The organism is Micromonospora sp. WMMD1274, from assembly GCF_049179035.1.
Classification (GTDB): domain Bacteria; phylum Actinomycetota; class Actinomycetes; order Mycobacteriales; family Micromonosporaceae; genus Micromonospora; species Micromonospora tulbaghiae.
In genome coordinates this window covers 6,683,526-6,702,743 of the sequence record NZ_JBMHMG010000001.1, presented here as the reverse complement: position 1 = coordinate 6,702,743, position 19,218 = coordinate 6,683,526, and the positions used below count along the sequence as shown (strand labels likewise).

Sequence of the window (19,218 nt, the reverse complement as noted above, 5' to 3'; positions counted from 1 at the left end):
CGCCCGACCATGGTTGACTGGGCCGGTGAGCGAGATCCTGCTGATCCGGCACGGCGAGACCACGTGGAGCGCCGCCCACCGGCACACCTCGTACACCGACCTGGAGCTGACAGCCGACGGCGAGCGGCAGGCCCGCGCGCTGGCCCCGCTGCTCGCCGTCCGGCGTTTCGTGCGGGTGCTGTCCAGCCCCCGGCAGCGCGCCACCCGCACCGCCGCCCTGGCCGGGCTCACCGTGGACGCGATCGAGCCCGACCTGGCCGAGTGGCACTACGGCGAGTACGAGGGCCGCACCACCGCCGACATCCAGGCCGAACGGCCCGGCTGGACGATCTGGACCGACGGCGGGCCCGGCGGGGAGTCACCGGAGCAGGTCGGCGCCCGCCTCGACCGCGTCCTGGACCGGGTCGCGCCGCTGCTGGAGGACGGCGACGTCGCGCTCGTCGGGCACGGGCACAGCCTGCGGGTGCTCGGGGCGCGCTGGATCGGGCTGCCGCCCTCGGCCGGCGCGCTGCTGCGGCTGGACACCGCCACGCTCAGCGTGCTCGGTCACGAGCACGGCCGGCGGGTGGTCAGGCGGTGGAACCTGCCGGCTCCGCCGACGGGCGGGGACGCCCCCGACCGGTCAGCTCGCCATTGATCTTCGGCGGCCGGTTCTCGTACGGCGTGGACAGCACCACAGTCGTGCGCGTGGTGACGTTCGCGGCGGTACGGATCTCCTGGAGCACCCGTTCCAGGTCGGCCGGACCGGCCACCCGCACCAGCAGGAGATAGAAGTCCTCCCCCGCCACCGAGTAGCACGAGTCGATCTCGGACAGGTGCGCCAGCCGCTCCGGCGCGTCGTCCGGCTGCGACGGGTCGAACGGCCGGATCGCCACGAACGCGGTCAGCGGCAGGTCCAGCGCCTCGAACGACACCCGCGCGGCGTACCCCTTGATCACCCCGCGCTGCTCCAGCCGGCGGACCCGCTGGTGCACGGCCGACACCGACAGACCCACCCGCTCGGCCAGATCCGTGTACGACAGCCGACCGTCCCCGGTCAGCGCGGCGACGATGGCACGGTCGATCTCCTCCACGCGCTGCACCCTAGCCGGAAAAGCGCTCCCACGCCGCACCCGGCCCGCCGCGGTGACGCTCAGCGCGCCGTCCGGTCGCGCACCGCGTCCGCGGCGAAGTTCAGCACCTCCGCCATGTCCTCCTCGTCCAGGAACGGCAGGTCGGTGAGGATGTCCGTGACGGACATGCCCTCGGCCATCATGGCCAGCAGGGTGGCCACGGGGATGCGCGACTGCCGTACGCAGGGCGCACCCCCCATGACGTCGGGGTCCACGGTGATCCGGGGGAAGGTCACCGCGACAGGCTAGCCCTTCGCCAGCGCGCGGGAGATGACCAGCCGCTGGATCTGGTTGGTGCCCTCGACGATCTGGAGCACCTTGGCCTCGCGCATGTACCGCTCGACCGGGTGGTCGGCGACGTACCCGGCGCCGCCGAGCACCTGCACCGCGTCGGTGGTCACCCGCATCGCCACGTCCGTGGCGAACAGCTTCGCCTTGGCCGCCTCGATCGAGTACGGGCGTCCGGCGTCGCGCAGCCGCGCGGCGGCGAGCGTGAGCGCCCGCGCGGCCGAGATCTGCGTGGCGGCGTCGGCCAGGTTGAACCCGAGCCCCTGGAAGTCGATGATCGCCCGGCCGAACTGGCGGCGCTCCCGGGCGTAGCCGACCGCGTAGTCCAGCGCGCCCTGGGCCAGGCCCACAGCGCACGCGGCGATGCCCAGGCGGCCGGAGTCCAGCGCGGACATCGCGATGGTGAACCCGGCGCCCTCGCCGCCGATCAGCCGGTCCGCCGGCACCCGGGCGTCGTCGAAGGCGATCTGCGCGATCGGCGAGGCGTGCAGGCCCATGGTGCGCTCGGCGGCCTGCGGGTGGATGCCCGGCGTGGACCGGTCGGCCAGCAGGCAGGAGATGCCCTTCGGGCCGGGACCGCCGGTGCGGCAGAAGATGTTGTAGAAGTCGGCCACCCGGGCGTGCGTGATCCACGCCTTGGTGCCGGTGACGACGTACGCGTCGCCGTCGCGCACCGCCCGCGTGGTCAGGGCCGCCGCGTCCGAGCCACCCTGCGGCTCGGAGAGGCAGTACGCCCCGAGCAGCTCCCCGCCGATCATGTCCGGCAGGAGTTTGCGCTGCTCGTCGGTGCCGAACTGGGCCACCGGGTAGCAGGACAGCGTGTGCACGCTGACCGCCTCGGCCACGGCGAGCCACCGGCTGGCGAGGATCTCCAGCACCTGGAGGTACACCTCGTACGGCTGGGCGGCCCCGCCGTGCTCCTCCGGGTACGGCAGGCCGAGCAGGCCGGCCCGGCCCAGGGTGCGCAGCACCTCCCGGGGGAACTCGGCGCGGGCCTCGAAACCGGCGGCGGCCGGGGCCAGCTCCCGGTCGGCGAGTTCGGTGGCGAGGTCCAGCAGGTCGTGGGCCTCGTCGGTGGGCAGGATCCGGTCGACGTTCATAGCGCGATGAGCTCCGTGGGGGTGGTGTTGAGCCGTTGCCCGCCGTCCGTCGTGCAGACGACGATGTCCTCGATCCGGGCGCCGTGCCGCCCGGCGAGGTAGATCCCGGGTTCGACCGAGAAAGCCATGCCGGCCTGAAGCGGCCGGGGGTTGCCCGTCACCACGTACGGCTCCTCGTGGCCGTCGAGGCCGATGCCGTGACCGGTGCGGTGCAGGAAGGCGTCGCCGAATCCGGCGGCGCCGATGACGTCGCGGGCGACCGCGTCGAGGGCCTCGGCGGTCACGCCCGGCGCGACGGCGGCCACGGCGGCGCGCTGCGCCTCCCACAGCACCGCGTAGTAGTCCACGAACTCCGCCGGGGCGGGACCGCCGGCGACGTACGTGCGGGTGCAGTCGGACCGGTAGCCCGACGGCATGGTGCCGCCGATGTCGACCACCACCGGCTCGCCCACGCCAATCGGGCGGTCCGAAGTGCCGTGGTGCGGGCTCGCGCCGTTCGGGCCGGCGGCGACGATGACGAAGTCGACAGCGGCGTGCCCGGCGGCCCGGATCGCGGCGGCGAGGTCGGCCGCGACCTCCCGCTCGGTACGGCCGGGACGCAGCCACTCCCCCATCCGCAGGTGCACCGCGTCGATCGCGGCGCCCGCCTCGGCCAGCGCCGCCACCTCGGCCGGCGACTTGCGGATCCGCATCTCCCGCAGCACGTCGGAGGAAAGCCGCTGGGCCGCGCCGGGCAGCGCGTCGCGCAGCGCGAGGACCTGCTGCGCCCACATCCGGTCGGCCAGCCCGACGGCGCGGACCGGGCCGGGGAGCGCCGCGCGCACCAGAGGCCACGGGTCGGTGCCGTCGGCGTGGTCGACGATCCGGTACCCGGTGCCGGGCGCGGCCTCGGCGTCCGGCCGTTCCAGCACCGGCACGATCAGCGTCGGCTCGCCCTCGGCGGGCAGGACCAGGCAGGTCAGCCGCTCCCCCTCGCGGGCGTCGTAGCCGGTCAGGTAGCGCAGGTCGGAACCCGGGGTGAGCAGCAGCGCGTCCAGGCCCGCCGCGGCGGTGGCGCGCTGGGCCGCGATCAGTCGCCCGGCGGGGTACAGTTCCTCGATTCCCACAGCCGAAGCTTAACGGTCGTTTGGGTCTGGGCGGGAGTCCGGTCGATGCTCGGAGACGCCGGCCATCCGGTCCGCCTCGATCTTGGTCATGCCGGACGCCCGCAGCAACTCGCCGACCACGATGAACAGCTGCGAGACCACGATCGTGCCGGAGAAACCGAGACCGGCGGCACGCGCCCGGCCGGCCTCCCGCGCGGCGTCCCGCGCCCGGGTACGGGCGATGTCCGGCGTCCGCCCGGCCAGGAAGTCACGGTGCAGCAGCCGCAGCGACTGCCCGAACGCCTCCACCGCGGCCGGCAGGGCCGGCGGAACCGGCTCCCCGGCCTCCAGCAACGCCACCACCCGGCGGACCATGTTGCGGCTGTTCGTGTACGCCAGCTCCAGATGGGCTGCGGCGTTCTCGTAGCGGCGCAACTGGGCCCGGCGCCGCCACCGCCACGGCGACAGCGACGTCACCTCCCGGGCCGCCGCGACGATCTCGGTGGTCTGCTCCCGCTCGACCTCGGCCGCCTCCAGCCGGCCCAGCGCCGCCTCGGCCTCCCCGGCGTCCCGGACGGCGAGCGCGTTCGCCGTCGCCGTCAGCTCCTTGGCGAACAGGTCCAGCGTGGGCCCGGCCGCGCGGTGCACCACCCGGACCGGATTCAGCGGCAGCACCAGCAACGCCACCACCACCGCCACCCCGCCACCCACCAGTGCGTTCGCCGTACGCGGCACGGCCAGGTCCGGCGCGTTGGGCTCCACCGTGCCCAGCAGGACCGCGGTGCTGCCGGCCTGCACCATCACGGCGCCGCTGCCCCGGATCACCACCGCCAGCGAGATCGCCAGCGCGACCACCAGGCCGGTCTGCACCGGACCCGCACCGATCAGCTTGATGAGCAGGTCGCCGACCAGCACTCCGAGGATCACGCCGCCCAGCAGTTCGGCGGTCCGCCGGATCCGGTTGCCGATCGCCGCGGCGATGGTGCCCACCGCCGCCGCCGGCGCGAACAGCGGCTGCGGATTGTCGAGCAGCGTGCTGGCCACGTACCAGGCCAGACCGGCGGCCAGACCGGCCTGGAGAGCCACGATGAAGTACCGGCGCAGCCGCTCGTACGCCTCCCGGACCTCGCGGCGCGCCGCCGGAGCCGCGGGGGTCACGGCACCACCCGCCCGCCCGGGCGCCACGGGCACGACGGCTCGGGCTCGACCACGCCCTCCTCTACCCGCCGGGCAGCGCGGTATTCCCGGCGCCGCCCGCGACGGCGGTCCTGTCGTACCCGTGGTCCATGATCCTTGTCGTCACAGCGGCACGGATCACGGCCGGCGACGGCGTTCCGGCGTGCCCGGCGGCGCGCGGCCGGCGGGGAGGTCGGGAAGATGACGGAGGCGACGGACGCCTCGTGGCGACGGCGCAGCGTGCTGCGGGTGGCGCCGCCCGCGCGGGCCCGCAAGCTGGCCAAGGTGCCCTTCGTGGAGCTGGCCGACGGGCGGTTGCAGGGGGTGGTGTCCAGCGGCTCCGACGTGGAGCGGGTCTACGTCTCCTCGGTGACCGCCGGCACGCACGCGGTCAACTGCAGCACGAACAACAACCGGCCCTGCGGCGGCCTGCGCGGCAGCATGCTCTGCAAGCACCTGCACGCGCTCGCCGACGAGGCGGTCCTCCAGTACGGCGTCGAGCAGGTCGCCCGTTACCTGCGCGTCGACGTGGGCGACGGCGTCGCCGGCGGCACCGCCCTGCTGGCTCGCACCGACGCGCGGCACGAGCCGGGCCCGGCCGCCGTGGTGTTCAGTCGCTTCCTGCGCCACCTGGCCTACCTCGAGGTCCCGGCCGACACGGCAGCGGTGCCCGAGCTGCACTGGTTCCCGGCCACCGCGGGGGTGAGCTGATGCTCGCCGCGCAGCTCACGCAGCTCCACGACGGGGCGATCCCCGCGCTGGCCGAGACGCTCGCCGTCGTCGACGGCGCCGACGACACGCTCACCGCCGGCCTGGCCCGCCTCGACGAGCCGGGCGCCGCCGCCTGGGCCGCACTGGCCGGCGCGGTCGGCGGCACCCCGCTGGCCGCCCGCGTCACCGAGGCGGCCGGCGCGGTACGCACCGGCGCGCTCACCGAGGACCACCTGGCCGCCCTCGCCGGGGCCCGCTCCGCGCTGCTCGGCGCCGCACACGACGCCCTGCTCGACCGCCTCGACACGGCGCTCGGCCGGTCCCGCGCCCCGTGGGCCGCCACGCCCGCCGCCCCGGCCGCGTCCCTCCCCGCCCTGGCCGGCGCACGAGCCTGGCTGCACGAGCTGGCGCTCGCCGGCTGGCGCGGCGCCGACCACGAGCTGCTCTCCGGCGCCGCCGCGCCGGTCGAAGCCGCGCTCGCCGAACCGGCACTGCGCCGCCTCGCGGTGCTGCTCGACGGCCTCGCCGCCGAACTGCGCGCCGCGCTGCCGGTGGCGGCCCTGCCGCAGGTGCCCGCCCGCCGGTGGGCCGACCTGTGGACCCGCGCCGTCCTGCTCAGCCACGGCGCGCACGGCGAGACCGCGCCCGGCGAGCCGGTCTCCGGACGGCTGCTACCTCTCGGCGTCGACGTGCACGAGCACGACACCGCGTTCCAGGCACAGGTGCACGCGCTGCTCGAACCGGCCGGCGGCGGCACCGCCCGGCTGGTCCGGGTCACAGTGGTCGCGGCGAAGGTCGCCACCATCGTCGGCCCGGCCGGCTGGCGGCTGCTGGAGGCGTACCCGATCCTGCTCACCGCCCTGGCCCAACGGCGGGCGGTCACCGTCACCGACCTGACCGCCCACGGCGCGGACCTGCGCTGGGCCGAGGAGCGGGCCACGCTCGGCGAGCCGGCCGACCCGTTCGCCACCGCCCGGGTGCTGCTCGCCGGCGCCACCGCCGCGGCGACAGCGCCGCTGCTGCGCCACCCCGCCGCGATCGCCGAACCGGTCCTGGTCGAGGGCTACACCGTCCGCGACGACGACGGTGCCCCGGCGCTCGACCTCGACGGCCGGCCCCTGCGCCTGGCCACCGGCCGGCTGCCCGCCGCCGGTCCGCTCACCCCGGCGCTCGTCGCCGCCTCGACCGCCTGCCTGGGCCTGCTCCGCTGGGACGACGGCCGCTGGCTGCTGCAACCCCTCGCGGTCCGGGCCACCGTCAGGAAGCAGACCGTCGAGGCGCACAACGGCGACTGGGCGTGCGGCGTCACCGACCCGAAGACGGCGAAGGCCGAGGCCAAGGCGGGCGACGCCGTGGCCGTGCTGCGCGAACGAGCGGGACGGTTGCTGCGCCGATGACCGACGACCGGACCCACGCCAACCGCCGCCAGGTGCTCTACTGGCGGCTGCTCGCCCGCCTGTTCAGCCCCGACGAGCAACCCGGGCTGGAGTCGGCGAGCGTCGCCGTCGTCGACGACCTCGGCCTGCCCGCCGCGCTGCTCGACCCGGCCGTCTCCGTCGACACCGTCGTCCAGCGCTTCCCGGCGCTGGCCGGCGAGCTGCGCGGCCTGCTCACCCCCGGCGACGACACCGCCGCCGCCGGGCCGTTCCAGCCGGCCGAGACCGAGGTACGCCGCGCGGCGCTGGCGTCCAAGCTGCTGCTCAACGTCTTCGCCACCGGCGGCGGCGAGGTCAGCGCCGGGCAGCTCGCCCGCTGGCAGGCCGACGCCGGCTGGTTCGAGCAGGCGTGCGGCGCGCAGGCCGGTGAGCTGCGCCGCGAGGGCACCGGCCTGGGCGCCACGCTCGCCGGGCTGGAAGGCGACCTCGTCGCCCGGATGCGGTTGCGCGAGGTGCTCGCCGACCCGGCGCTGGCCGCCCGGCTGACCCCGAGCATGTCGCTGATCGAGCAGCTCCTGCGGGACAAGTCCAACCTGTCCGGAGTGGCGCTCGCAAACGCCAAGTCGCTGATCCGCCGCTACGTCGACCAGGTCGCCGAGGTGCTGCGCACCCAGGTCGCGCAGGCCACGGTCGGCGCCGTCGACAGGTCGATCCCGCCGAAGCGGGTCTACCGCAACCTCGACCTGAACCGCACCATCTGGCAGAACCTCACCAACTGGAGCCCGGACGACGAGCGCCTCTACGTCGACCGGCTCTACTACCGGCAGACCGCCCGGCGGACCACACCGTCGCGGCTGATCGTGGTGGTCGACCAGTCCGGCTCGATGGTCGACTCGATGGTCAACTGCACCATCCTCGCCTCGATCTTCGCCGGCCTGCCCAAGGTGGACGTACACCTGATCGCGTACGACACCCGGGCGCTGGACCTCACCCCGTGGGTGCACGACCCGTTCGAGGTGCTGCTGCGCACCAACCTCGGCGGCGGCAACGACGGCCCGGTCGCCATGGCCCTGGCCCGCCCCAAGATCGTCGAGCCGCGCAACACGGTCATGGTCTGGATCTCCGACTTCTACGAGTTCGACAGATCCCAGCCGCTGTTCGACGGCATCGAGGCCGTACACCGCTCCGGGGTGAAGTTCATCCCCGTCGGCTCGGTCAACAGCTCCGGCAACCAGAGCGTCAACCCCTGGTTCCGGCAACGCTTCTCCGACCTCGGCACCCCCGTCATCTCCGGCCACATCCGCAAGCTCGTCGTCGAGCTGAAGAACTTCCTCACCTAGGAGAGCACCCCTGATGTCCGACATGCTCCGCGCCCCGGCCGAGGTCAAGTACGCCGACGAGCTGGCCTACCTGGAATCGGTCGACACCGGGCCGAAGCCGTTCTCCTGGCGGCTGAGCCCCCGCATGGTCCGCCTGTTCGTGCTCGGCTCCGAACGCGCCGACGGCCTCGACCGGGAGATCCCGCAGAAGTGGTTCGGCGACCGCAGCTTCGTCGAACGCAGCATCGTCACCCTCGCCTCCGACCGCGGCCTGCTGCTCATCGGCGACCCGGGCACCGGCAAGAGCTGGCTCGCCGAGCTGCTCGCCGCCGCGATCTGCCGCAACTCCACGCTCGTCGTGCAGGGCACCGCCGGCACCACCGAGGACCACATCAAGTACTCGTGGAACGTCTCCATGGTCATCGCCCGCGGCCAGTCCCGCGACTCGATGATCCCCTCCCCCATCATGACCGCGATGGAGCAGGGCGTGATCGGCCGGTTCGAGGAACTGACCCGCTCCACCAGCGACGTCCAGGACGCGCTCATCTCGATCCTGTCCGAGAAGTACGTCTCCATCCCCGAGCTGGACCACGACAACATCGTCTTCGCCAAGCCCGGCTTCTCGATCATCGCCACCGCCAACAGCCGCGACCGGGGCGTCAACGACCTCTCCTCCGCGCTGAAGCGGCGGTTCAACTTCGTCCGCATCCCGGTGGTCACCAACAAGCGCAGCGAAGCCGAGATCGTCCGCTTCCGCACCGAGGAACTCCTACGCCGGCACCGCATCGAACTCGACGTGCCGCCCACCCTGCTCGACATCCTGCTCCAGAGCTTCGCCGACCTGCGCGCCGCCGCGTCCGCCGCCACCAGCGACGACGAGAAGCTGGAGTCGGCGCTGTCCACCGCCGAGCAGATCGGCGTGCTGGAGGACGCGATCCTGCACAGCCAGTTCTTCGGCGACCGCACCCTGCGCGCCCAGACGCTCGCCGGTTCGCTGATGGGCTCACTGGCCCGCCGCGCCCCGGAGGACCTGGCCATCCTCAACAAGTACCTGCACGGCGTGGTCGAACCCCGCGCCAAGGCCGACGGTGGCGACTGGGAGGGCTTCCTCGACGGCGGCCGCCAGGCGATCGCGTCGCTGTCATGACCGCGCCCGCACCCACCGGACTGTTCGGGCCGCTGCGCGAGCAGCTCACCGAAGCAGCCGCCGCGTTCGCCGGCTCCCCGGACGCGCTCGCCGGCATCCTCGCCGGGATGGTCGACGACGTCGACCGGGCGCTCCGCGAACGGCTGGAGATCTTCCCGGTCTGCCACCACTCCCCCGCCTCGGCGCTGGCCATGGCGCGGCGGCTGCGCGCCCGGCCACCCAAGGTGATCTACCTGGAGCTGTGCGAGGACCTGCGACCACTGCTCGACGAGCTGCGCAACTGCCGCCTGCCGGTCGCGGTGCAGGCGTTCGCCACCGAACTCGACGGCTTCCCCGCCGAGTGGAGCCCACTGAGCGTTGTCGCGCCGGTCACCGAGGCGTCCGCCGAATACCAGGCGATCGCGTACGCCCTGGACACCCCCGGCGTGGAGCTGGTGCTCGTGGACCGCTCCACCGACCACGTCTTCCAATGGACGCACCGCGACGACACCGGCCCGGAGCGGGGCTCCGACTCTCCGTCCTCGGACGAGGACGCGGGACTGCACGGCGACGCGGTCGGCGTGGAGATCGGCGACCTGCGCCCCCGGTTCGCCGAGCTGGAGGCCCACCTGCTGCACCACGGCAAGGTGCGCCACTGGTCGGAATGGTGGGACCAGTACGTCGAACGGCCGCTCGCCGACGCCGACCACGACACCTACCGGCAGGTCATGGTGCTGATCGGCAGCCTGTTCCGGCGGCTGCGCCCGTCCCGGTCCGCCCGCGACGAACGCGACGAGGACCGCGAACGGTACATGTGGACCCGGATCCGGCAGCACCTCGCCGAAAGCGGCGCCGACCCGGCCGACTGCCTCTACGTCTGCGGCGCCTTCCACGCCGCCAGCCGGGTCGAACAGTTCGGCCTCGACTCCACCGCCCCGGACTTCCCGATCAGCCCGCGCACCGGCACCCGCTGGCGCTACGGCCTCATCCCGTCCAGCCACTCGGCCATCGAGGCGCAGTTCGGCCTGGCCCCGGGCACCGTGTCCATCGCCGCCGCCAACTGGACGGCGGCGGTCAGCCGCACCCGGCTCACTCCGTACCGGCTGGCCGGGCAGCGTACCGAGAAGAAGGGCCGCCGCTCCCGCGCCGCCGCACCGGTCCCGGCGGGCCCGGCCACCGACCGGCTCAGCGGGTTCCTCGCCGCCCCGCCCGTCCTCGACGAACTGGACGAGGCCGAGCTGCGCGGCTGGTGCGTCGACATCGTCCGGCTGGCCCGCCGCAACGGCTACCTCGCCAGCACCGCCGACGCGATCGCCGTGTTCGAGACGTCGATCCTGCTGGCGAACCTGCGCAACCGCGCCCGGCCCACGCCGTACGACTTCGCCGACGCCGCCGTCACCTGCATCGAGAAGGACGTGGTACCCGGCCGGCGCGACGTCCGCCGGCTCTGCGAGATCCTGCTCGGCGGCGACCGCGTCGGCCAGGTCGGCTACGACTCACTGCCGCCGCTGGCCCGCGACGTCCTCGGCCGGCTCCGCCCGCTCGGCCTCGACCTGGAACGGCGCACCGTCCAGCGGGCGCTGCTCGACCTGCGCGCCGACCCGGCGCTGGCGCCCTGCTCCGACCTGCTGTGGATGCTGCGGCACCTGCTGCCCGCCGACGCGGTCCGCCCGATCATGGGTGAGCGCCGCCTCGGTCACCGCTCCGAGCAGGAGAGCTGGGATCTCGCGCTCGGCCGCAACCAGCGCGCGCTCATCGAGCTCGGATACGAGGGCGTCACGGTCGAGCAGGTGCTGGAGCAACGGCTGCGCCGGGCGGTACGCGGCCCCGACGCCACCGCCGCCCGCGCGCTCGCCGCCGTGGAGGACGCCATCCGGCTGCTGGACAGCCCTCGACTGGTCGACGAACTCGGCGCGCGGGCGGTGGAGCTGCTCGCCGCCGAACGCACTGTGGACGACGCGCCGGAGGTGCTGCGCCGCATCCGCCGGCTGCTCGCCCACCACCGCACCACCGCACCGGCGCTGCCCGCCTGGTGCCGGGCGTTCGTCACCACCGGGTACGCCCACTACTGCACGCTGCTGCCCACCGCGTTCGTCGACGAGGCCACCGGCGTCCGGCAGGTCGGCGCGATGCTCGGCTTCCTGTTCAGCATGGAGAGCCTCGCGCTGTCGCTGGGCTGCGACCGTTCCCAGCTCGAACTGGCGGTCGGGCAGGCCCACCCGGAGGCGCCCGCCAAGCTGGCGCTGCTCTGGGCCGCCCGCCACCAGCTCGGCCTGCTGCCGCTGGCGCGGCTGCGCGAACAGTGCGCCGAGATGCTCGCCAACCCGCTCGTGGTGCCCGCGTTCCCGCAGTACCTGTCCGGCTTCGTGCACGCGCTCGAACCGGTGCCCGGGCTCGCGCCGTTCGTGGTCGAGACCATGTCCGCCGCGTTCGCCGGACTGCCCGACCCGGTGCTGCTGCCCTGGCTGCCGACGCTGATCACCACGCTGCGCGAGCACGGCCCGGAGCTGGTGCCGCTGCTGGTCCGCGAGGCGGAACGCACGTTCCCCGCCACGCTGCCGGCACTTGACTCCTGGACACCACCGTGGGCCGCCCGGCCCGCCCCGTCCAGCGCACCCGCACCGGCCGCGGCGACGGGTCCGGTACACGGTCTGCTGGTGGCCCACCCGGAGACGGTCGACGCGGTGGCCGCGCTGCTCGGCTGCGCCGGCGAGTGGCAGCCGGACGGCGACGACGGCACTCCACCGGGCGGGCCGGCGTCGGTGCTGGTCGCCACCCATCCGGCGACGGCGCACGCGGCGGCGGTGCTGCTGGCGGACTGAGCGGCGTCGGTCTACGTGGTGGTGGCGCTGCCGGAGCGGAGCGGCGGCGGTCCGCGACGTAGCGGGCGCTGCTGAACGGTGCGTGTCTCCCCAGTGGCGTCAGCGCTGGCGGACCGGGCGGCGTCGTCTCGGCGGTGCCGTCGCTGTCCGCGCACGGGCGGCGTTGGCGGGTTTGCCCGCGCGAGCGACCATGGGGTGGTGATCCGCTTTCTGCTGAACCTCTTGTGGCTCGTCTTCGGCGGCGGCTTCGTCCTGGCCCTCGGCTACGGCATCGCCGCCCTGATCTGCTTCGTCCTCGTCGTCACCATCCCCTTCGGCGTCGCCTCGCTGCGGCTCGCCTCGTACTCGCTGTGGCCGTTCGGCCGCACCCTCGTGTCGAAGCCGGGCGCCGGGCTCCCCTCCGGACTGGCGAACGTGCTCTGGCTGGTGCTGGCCGGCTGGTGGCTGGCCCTGTCGCACATCCTCGCCGGGATCGCGCTCTGCGTGACGATCATCGGCATCCCGTTCGGGGTGGCCAACTTCAAGCTGGTCCCGGCGGCGCTGTGGCCGCTCGGCCAGGAGGTCGTCGAAACGCCGTAACCGCACCGGCGGGCCACCCACCTCGCCGCCCCGGCTGACCGCCAGCATCGGCACGGCTGACGGACCGACTGTCGGCCCGCCGATCCCCTCTGCCCCGGCCGTCCACCTCTCCCCGCCACGGGGATCCCACCCGGCCACTGGAACGCCATGGGTGTCTCCGGCCCTGTTTGACACCCATGGCGTTCCACTCCCACCACGGTTGCGCGGCGACTTGACGTTCGCGGCCGAAGACGACTCGAACGATCTCGGCAACCGGGATCGGTGTCCTGTGACGCGAGACGGCATGCAGATCTTGGTAGGAAGTGGCCCCTATGAGGGCCGTTTCGTACCAAGATCTCGCGCGGTTCCCCCACCCCTACGGCGTCCTAGGAGGATGGGGTGATTACTTGAGTCCACGGGAAGGATGCGAATGCGGCTCACGCCAACGCGGCGCTGGCTAGCGTCGGAGGCGTGCGGGACGGAGTGATCGAGACGCTCAAGGCGGACCCGGCGATGTCCGGCCTGCGCCGGTCGTTGGACTTCTACCACGGCGACCCGGCGCGGGCCGCCGCCCTCGACGCGTTCTACGCCCCTCTGGTCCGCGCCGGTGACCTGGTCTTCGACGTCGGCGCGCACGTGGGCGACCGGCTGGGCAGCTTCCGCCGGCTCGGCGCGACTGTGGTGGCGGTCGAGCCGCAGCCGCTGTGCGCCCGGGTGCTGCGCGAGATGTACGCGGGCGACGACGCGGTGACTGTGGTGGAGGCGGCGTGCGGACGTACCGCCGGGCCGGTGCGACTGCACGTCAACTCGGCCAACCCGACGGTCTCCACCGCCTCCCCCGGGTTCGTCCGCGCCGCCGACGGCGCACCCGGCTGGGCGGGCGAGACCTGGGACGCGCAGATCGAGGTGCCGGGCACCACGCTGGACACGCTCGTGGCCGCGTACGGCGTGCCGGCGTTCGTGAAGATCGACGTGGAGGGCTTCGAGGACGCCGTGCTGGCCGGGCTGAGCCGCCCGGTCCCGGCGTTGTCGTTCGAGTTCACCACCATCGCCCGGGTGGCGGCGGCCCGCTGCCTGGACCGGCTCACCGCGCTCGGCTTCACCCGGTTCACGGTGGCGCTCGGCGACGAGATGGAGTTCGCGCTGCCCGGCTGGCGCCCGGCCGCCGAGGTGGCCGCGTACCTGGGCGCGCTGCCGGACGAGGCCAACTCCGGCGACGTGTACGCCCGCCCCTGAACCTCCACTTCGGAGAGATGCGGGCCGGACCGGAAGCCATCGACCCTGCTCATCGCCGTGATCGGCGGAGTCGCAGCCCGGGCACTTTTTTCAAAGCTCGAACTTAGGAGTGCATCGTTATCCGTCTGTGATTGACGTGAGCCGCGCCGCTTGGGTTGACTGCCACGGAACCGCTTCCGCAACCGGTTCCGAAACACCCCGCTCATCCCTGCGACCCGGGAGCGTCACGTGCCGATCACCATCGCCGACGTCGCCACCCGCGCCGGGGTGAGCAAGACGACGGTCTCCCGGGTGCTCAACGGCAAGGGCGAGGTGCACGTGCGCACCGCCGACCGGGTCCGCGCCGTGATCAGCGACCTCGGGTACGTGCCGAGCGCCCGCGCGGTCGGGCTGGCCCGGGGGCGTACCCGGGTGGTCGGGATGCTGGTCCCGGCGCTGACCTGGCCCTGGATGGGCGAGGTCCTGCAGGGCGCGGCCGACGTGGTCGAGGCGGCCGGCTACGGCATGTTGCTGTTCACCTGCACCCACGGCGACGAGTCGATGCGCCGGTTCGCCTCCCAGGTCTCGGCCAAGTCGTTCGACGGCCTGCTCGTGGTCGAACCCGAGGGGACCCTGGACTACATCACCGAGCTGCACCGGCGCGGCCTGCCGGTCATCCTCATCGACGACCGGGGCCACCAGCCCGGCTTCCCGTCGGTGCGGACCACGAACGAGGAGGGCGCGCGGGCCGCCGCCACGCACCTGCTGGCGCTCGGCCGGCGGCGGCCGCTCGTCATCACCGGCCTGCGTCAGTTCGGCTGCACCCGGGAGCGGCTCGCCGGGTTCGCCGGCGCCTACGCCGACGCGGGCGTACCGATCGAGCCGGACCGGGTGGTGGAGGGCGACTTCACCTTCGAGTGCGGGCGCGCGGCGGTGCGGCGGCTGCTCGCCGACGGCGTACCGTTCGACGCCGTCTTCGCCCACAACGACCTGTCGGCCGCCGGGGCGTTGCAGGCGCTGCGCGACGCCGGGCGGCGCGTCCCGCAGGACGTGGCGGTGGTCGGCTTCGACGACCTCCCGCTGGCCGGGCACACCCACCCGCCGCTGAGCTCCGTTCGCCAGCCCCTGCGGGAGATGGGTACGGCAGCGGCCCGCCTGCTCATCGGCCACCTCACCGGCACCCCGCTGCCGGACACCCCGACCGTCATCCCGACCGGCTTCACCGCCCGCGACTCGACGGGCGCGGGCGACCCGACGAACGCGGACGACCCGACCGCACCGGACTCGACAGTCGCGCGGGAGCCGACGGGCGCCCGCGTCACCTGACCCACCCCGCCGCACCCGGCGACCACGCCGGCGGGCCCGCCCGCCGGTGGCACCACCGCACACCCTCCATCCACCACATCCCGCCCGAGGAATGCGGGACCACCGAGGGAGACCTCCATGAGAAGACGGCAAGTCCTCGCCCTCGCGCTGGCCGGCGCGATGGTCACCGGCGCCGCCGCCTGCGGCGACAGCCCGAACGCGAACAAGAAGAGCGGCCAGGCCGCGACAGTGCTGAACGTCGGCATGCCCAACGGTCCGCAGGCGGAGAACAACAACCCGTTCCTCACCACCTCGGCCGCCGCGTCGCTCGGCTACCGGTGGCAGATCTACGAGCCGCTGATGATGTGGAACCCGGTCAAGCCGGCCGAGCCGTTCAAGCCGTGGCTGGCCACCAAGGCCGAGTGGTCGTCGGACTACAAGACGGTCAAGGTGACGATCCGGGAGAACGCCACCTGGTCCGACGGGCAGAAGGTCACCGCCGAGGACGTCGCGTTCACCTACAACCTGGTGAAGAAGTTCCCGGCCCTCAACGACCAGGGCGTGCCGTACACGGACGCGACCGCGAGCGGCAACGAGGTCACCATCTCGATGGCCAGCCCGCAGTTCGTCAACCAGCAGAAGGTGCTGTGGCGGGTGCCGATCGTGCCCAAGCACCTGTGGGAGAAGATCGCCGACCCGGCGAGCGACCCGGTGAAGCAGCCGGTCGGCAGCGGCCCGTACACGCTGAAGTCGTTCACCCCTGCGAGCATGACGCTCGCGGTACGCGACAGCGGCTACTGGCAGGACGCGCCGAAGGTCAAGGAGCTGCGGTACACCTCGTACACCGACAACAGCGCGCAGACCACCGCGCTGGCCAACGGCGAGTCGGAGTGGAGTTTCGTCTTCATCCCGAACTACCAGACCGTTTTCGTGGCCAAGGACCAGAAGAACCACAAGATGTGGGCACCGCCGGTGCTGGGCATCCACGGCCTCTACCTGAACACCACGAAGAAGCCGTTCGACGACCCGACGTTGCGCAAGGCGATGAACATGGTCATCGACCGGGCGGACATCTTCACCACCGCCGAGGCCGGCTACTTCCACCCCGAGGTCAAGAGCGTGACCGGCCTGCCCAGCCCGGCCGGTGACTCGTTCATCGCGCCCGAGTACAAGGGCCAGGAGCACAAGGTCGACGTCGAGGGCGCCAAGGCGCTGCTCACCGGCGCCGGCTACAAGCTCGACGGCAACACGCTGAAGGACCGCACCGGCAAGCCGGTCACGATCCGGCTCACCGACCCGGCCGGCTGGTCCGACTACCAGACCAGCCTGGAGATCGTGAAGGGCAACCTGGCGAAGATCGGCATCGCGGCCACCGTCGACAAGGCCAACCAGGACGCCTGGTTCCGCAACGTCGAGCAGGGCAACTTCGAGGCCACGTTCCGGTGGACCGAGAGCGGCGCCACGCCGTACGACATCTACCGGACCATCATGGACGGCCGGGTGCTCAAGCCGGTCGGCACCGCCTCGCCCGCCGGTAACTTCGGCCGGTTCCAGAGCAAGGAGGCGACCGACGCGCTGGTGTCGTACGCCAACGCCACCGACGACGCCACCCGCACCACCGCCCTGGGCACCCTGCAGAAGATCTTCGTCGAGCAGATGCCGATGATCCCGGTGGGCGCGGACAACATCGGCGGCGCGTACAGCACGAAGAACTGGACCGGCTGGCCGGACGACTCGAACCCGTACGGCGCGCTCCAGCCCACCCAGCCCAACGCGGTGGACGTGGTGCTGCACCTCAAGCCGGCCAACGGCTGACCCGGCGCCGCCGGCCCGGCCACGATCGCCCGGCCGGGCCGGCGGCGCCCGTCCCTCGCTACCGGCAACCCCAGACAGGAATTCGGCATGACGTTGACCGAGAGCGCACCGGCGCCGGCCGACGAGGTGGTGCTGGAGGCCGTCGGCCTGACCAAGCACTTCCCCGTCCGCCGGCGGCTGCGTGACCTCCTCTCCCGCACCCCGGCGGTGGTGCACGCCGTCGACGACGTATCGATCGCGTTGCGCCGCGGCCGGGTGACAGCGCTGGTCGGCGAGTCCGGCTCGGGCAAGTCCACTGTGGCCCGGCTGCTGGCCCAGCTCTACCCGCGCACCGCCGGCGACATCCGGCTGCACGGCCGATCGACCCGGGTACGCGGCGGGCGCCGGTTCCGGGCGTACGTGCGCCGGGTGCAGCTGATCCTCCAGGACCCGTTCGCCTCGCTGAACCCGGTGCACACGGTCCGCTACCACCTGACCCGGTCGCTGCGCATCCACGGCAACGCCGGGACCGGGCCGGACGGGCTGGACAGGGCGCTGGCCGACCTGCTGACCCGGGTCGCGCTCACCCCGCCGGAGCGCTACCTCGACGCGTTCCCGCACGAGTTGTCCGGCGGGCAGCGCCAGCGGGTGGCGATCGCGCGGGCACTCGGCGCCGACCCCGAGGTGCTGCTCGCCGACGAGCCGGTGTCCATGCTCGACGTGTCGATCCGCCTCGGCGTGCTCAACCTGCTCCAGGACCTCAAGGACCGGCTCGACCTGGCGATCCTCTACATCACCCACGACATCGCCTCGGCCCGCTACTTCGCCGACGAGACGATCGTCATGTACGCCGGGCGGATGGTCGAGGGCGGCGACAGCGAGACCGTCACCCAGCGCCCGGCTCACCCGTACACCCGGTTGTTGATCGAATCGGCGCCGGACCCGGAGCGGATCACCGGCGCGGGCGGCGACGGCGCGGCGGCGGGCGAGCGGGGCCACGGCGAGCCGCCCAGCCTGATCCGCCCGCCGGCCGGCTGCCGGTTCCACCCGCGCTGCCCGGCGGCGATGCCGCGTTGCGCCACCGACCTGCCGCCGCCGATCCCGGTCGACGACGCGCCCGGGCACTGGGCGGCGTGCTGGCTGTACGACGCGGACACCGTCGCCGAGCAGAAGGCCGAGCAGAAGGCGGAGCAGGCAGAGCAGGTGGAGCAGGCGCAGAAGACAGAGCCGGCCGGGACGGAGGCGGCCCGATGAGGTTCCTGCTGCAACGGGTGGCCTTCTACCTGTTCACCGCCTGGGCGGCGATCACGCTCAACTTCTTCATCCCGCGGATGGTGCCGGGCGATCCGGTGCAGTCGCTGATCTCCCGCAACCAGGGCCGGATCAGCGCCGACGCGGTCGCGTCGCTGCGGGTGCTGTTCGGGCTGGACTCCGACCGCTCGCTGTGGGAGCAGTACGTCGCCTACTGGGGGCAGCTCCTGCGCGGCGACCTGGGGCTGTCGTTCACGTTCTTCCCCGCCCCGGTTTCGGAGGTGATCGGGAGCAGCCTGCCGTGGACGGTCGGCCTGGTCGGCGTCACCACGATCGTCAGCTTCCTGCTCGGCACCGCGCTCGGCGTGGGCGCGGGCTGGCGGCGCGGCTCGTGGATCGACGGGCTGCTGCCGGCCACCACGTTCCTCTCCTCGATCCCGTACTTCTGGCTGGGCCTGGTCGCGATCGCGCTGTTCGCCGGGCCGGGCAGCTTCTTCCCGTCCTCCGGCGGCTACGAGCCGGGCCTGGTGCCGGCGTTCGACGCGTACTTCATCCCGAGCGCGCTCCAGCACAGCATCCTGCCCGCCGCCACCATCCTGGTGTCGTCGATGAGCGGCTGGATCCTCAGCATGCGCAACATGATGGTCACCGTCGCCAGCGAGGACTACATCACCGTGGCGCACGCCAAGGGGCTGTCCGAGCGCCGGGTGGCCCTCAGCTACGCCGCCCGCAACGCGCTGCTGCCCAACGTGTCCGGGTTCGCGCTGTCGCTGGGCTTCATCGTCGGCGGCACGCTGCTCGTGGAGATCGTCTTCTCGTACCCGGGTCTGGGGTTCCAGCTCTTCCAGGCCGTCGGCGCGAAGGACTACCCGCTGATGCAGGGCATCTTCCTGATCATCACGATCTCGGTGCTGGTGGCGAACCTGCTCGCCGACGTGGCGTACCTGCTCCTCGACCCGCGGACCCGAAAGAGCTGAGCG

17 protein-coding genes are annotated in these 19,218 nt (G+C 73.2%); 12 read left to right on the top strand and 5 right to left on the bottom strand.

Annotated features, from left to right (window positions below):
• Nucleotides 1-25: 25 nt before the first annotated feature.
• Complete coding sequence (locus ACN27D_RS31655; RefSeq protein ID WP_357895339.1) at nt 26-637, top strand: histidine phosphatase family protein; 612 nt, start codon at nt 26-28, stop codon at nt 635-637.
• On the opposite strand, the gene ACN27D_RS31650 is transcribed toward ACN27D_RS31655, so the two are convergent.
• From ACN27D_RS31650 to ACN27D_RS31630, 5 genes are read right to left on the bottom strand one after another with little or no spacing between them, the layout of a single operon-like run.
• Nucleotides 570-1,073, bottom strand: a complete 504-nt coding sequence (locus ACN27D_RS31650; RefSeq protein WP_120569948.1) for an Lrp/AsnC family transcriptional regulator — start codon at nt 1,071-1,073, stop codon at nt 570-572. The two genes, ACN27D_RS31655 and ACN27D_RS31650, sit on opposite strands and share 68 nt — an antisense overlap.
• Nucleotides 1,074-1,132: 59 nt before the next feature.
• Nucleotides 1,133-1,348 (bottom strand): DUF433 domain-containing protein, encoded by a 216-nt coding sequence (locus ACN27D_RS31645; protein WP_091426971.1) that lies wholly within the window; start codon nt 1,346-1,348, stop codon nt 1,133-1,135.
• A 9-nt stretch (nt 1,349-1,357) separates the two neighbouring features.
• Nucleotides 1,358-2,500 (bottom strand): acyl-CoA dehydrogenase family protein, encoded by a 1,143-nt coding sequence (locus tag ACN27D_RS31640; RefSeq protein WP_121684164.1) that lies wholly within the window; start codon nt 2,498-2,500, stop codon nt 1,358-1,360.
• Nucleotides 2,497-3,606 (bottom strand): M24 family metallopeptidase, encoded by a 1,110-nt coding sequence (locus ACN27D_RS31635; protein WP_421500745.1) that lies wholly within the window; start codon nt 3,604-3,606, stop codon nt 2,497-2,499. Before ACN27D_RS31635 ends, ACN27D_RS31640 begins: the two co-directional genes overlap by 4 nt.
• 9 nt (nt 3,607-3,615) lie before the next feature.
• Nucleotides 3,616-4,743, bottom strand: coding sequence for an FUSC family protein (locus ACN27D_RS31630; RefSeq protein ID WP_421500744.1), 1,128 nt, complete (start codon nt 4,741-4,743; stop codon nt 3,616-3,618).
• Nucleotides 4,744-5,001: 258 nt separating this feature from the next.
• Here ACN27D_RS31630 and ACN27D_RS31625 point away from each other — a divergent pair, with 258 nt between their 5' ends.
• The 11 genes from ACN27D_RS31625 to ACN27D_RS31575 all read left to right on the top strand — a co-directional run bounded on the left by ACN27D_RS31625 (nt 5,002) and on the right by ACN27D_RS31575 (nt 19,215).
• The gene (locus ACN27D_RS31625; protein WP_199733130.1) at nt 5,002-5,472 is read left to right on the top strand and encodes a hypothetical protein; all 471 of its coding nucleotides are present in this window, start codon (nt 5,002-5,004) and stop codon (nt 5,470-5,472) included.
• Nucleotides 5,472-6,869, top strand: coding sequence for a hypothetical protein (locus ACN27D_RS31620; RefSeq protein WP_421500743.1), 1,398 nt, complete (start codon nt 5,472-5,474; stop codon nt 6,867-6,869). The genes ACN27D_RS31625 and ACN27D_RS31620 overlap by 1 nt, the downstream gene beginning before the upstream one ends.
• A complete protein-coding gene (locus ACN27D_RS31615) occupies nt 6,866-8,188 on the top strand; it encodes a VWA domain-containing protein (protein WP_421500742.1) in 1,323 nt (440 codons plus the stop codon). Before ACN27D_RS31620 ends, ACN27D_RS31615 begins: the two co-directional genes overlap by 4 nt.
• A 13-nt stretch (nt 8,189-8,201) precedes the next feature.
• Nucleotides 8,202-9,314: an ATP-binding protein gene (locus ACN27D_RS31610; RefSeq protein ID WP_120569954.1), complete on the top strand. Its 1,113-nt coding sequence runs from the start codon at nt 8,202-8,204 to the stop codon at nt 9,312-9,314.
• A complete protein-coding gene (locus ACN27D_RS31605) occupies nt 9,311-12,115 on the top strand; it encodes a hypothetical protein (RefSeq protein WP_421500741.1) in 2,805 nt (934 codons plus the stop codon). The genes ACN27D_RS31610 and ACN27D_RS31605 overlap by 4 nt, the downstream gene beginning before the upstream one ends.
• A 198-nt stretch (nt 12,116-12,313) precedes the next feature.
• Entirely contained in the window at nt 12,314-12,694 is a 381-nt protein-coding gene (locus tag ACN27D_RS31600; RefSeq protein ID WP_175438877.1) for a YccF domain-containing protein, read from the top strand.
• A gap of 492 nt (nt 12,695-13,186) precedes the next feature.
• Nucleotides 13,187-13,909: an FkbM family methyltransferase gene (locus ACN27D_RS31595; protein WP_421501222.1), complete on the top strand. Its 723-nt coding sequence runs from the start codon at nt 13,187-13,189 to the stop codon at nt 13,907-13,909.
• A gap of 228 nt (nt 13,910-14,137) precedes the next feature.
• Nucleotides 14,138-15,214, top strand: a complete 1,077-nt coding sequence (locus ACN27D_RS31590) for a LacI family DNA-binding transcriptional regulator (RefSeq protein WP_120569958.1) — start codon at nt 14,138-14,140, stop codon at nt 15,212-15,214.
• A gap of 117 nt (nt 15,215-15,331) precedes the next feature.
• Nucleotides 15,332-17,008: an ABC transporter substrate-binding protein gene (locus tag ACN27D_RS31585; protein ID WP_421500740.1), complete on the top strand. Its 1,677-nt coding sequence runs from the start codon at nt 15,332-15,334 to the stop codon at nt 17,006-17,008.
• A gap of 87 nt (nt 17,009-17,095) precedes the next feature.
• Nucleotides 17,096-18,241, top strand: coding sequence for an ABC transporter ATP-binding protein (locus ACN27D_RS31580; protein ID WP_358176821.1), 1,146 nt, complete (start codon nt 17,096-17,098; stop codon nt 18,239-18,241).
• Nucleotides 18,238-19,215, top strand: coding sequence for an ABC transporter permease (locus ACN27D_RS31575; protein ID WP_013476848.1), 978 nt, complete (start codon nt 18,238-18,240; stop codon nt 19,213-19,215). Before ACN27D_RS31580 ends, ACN27D_RS31575 begins: the two co-directional genes overlap by 4 nt.
• Nucleotides 19,216-19,218: the final 3 nt, after the last annotated feature.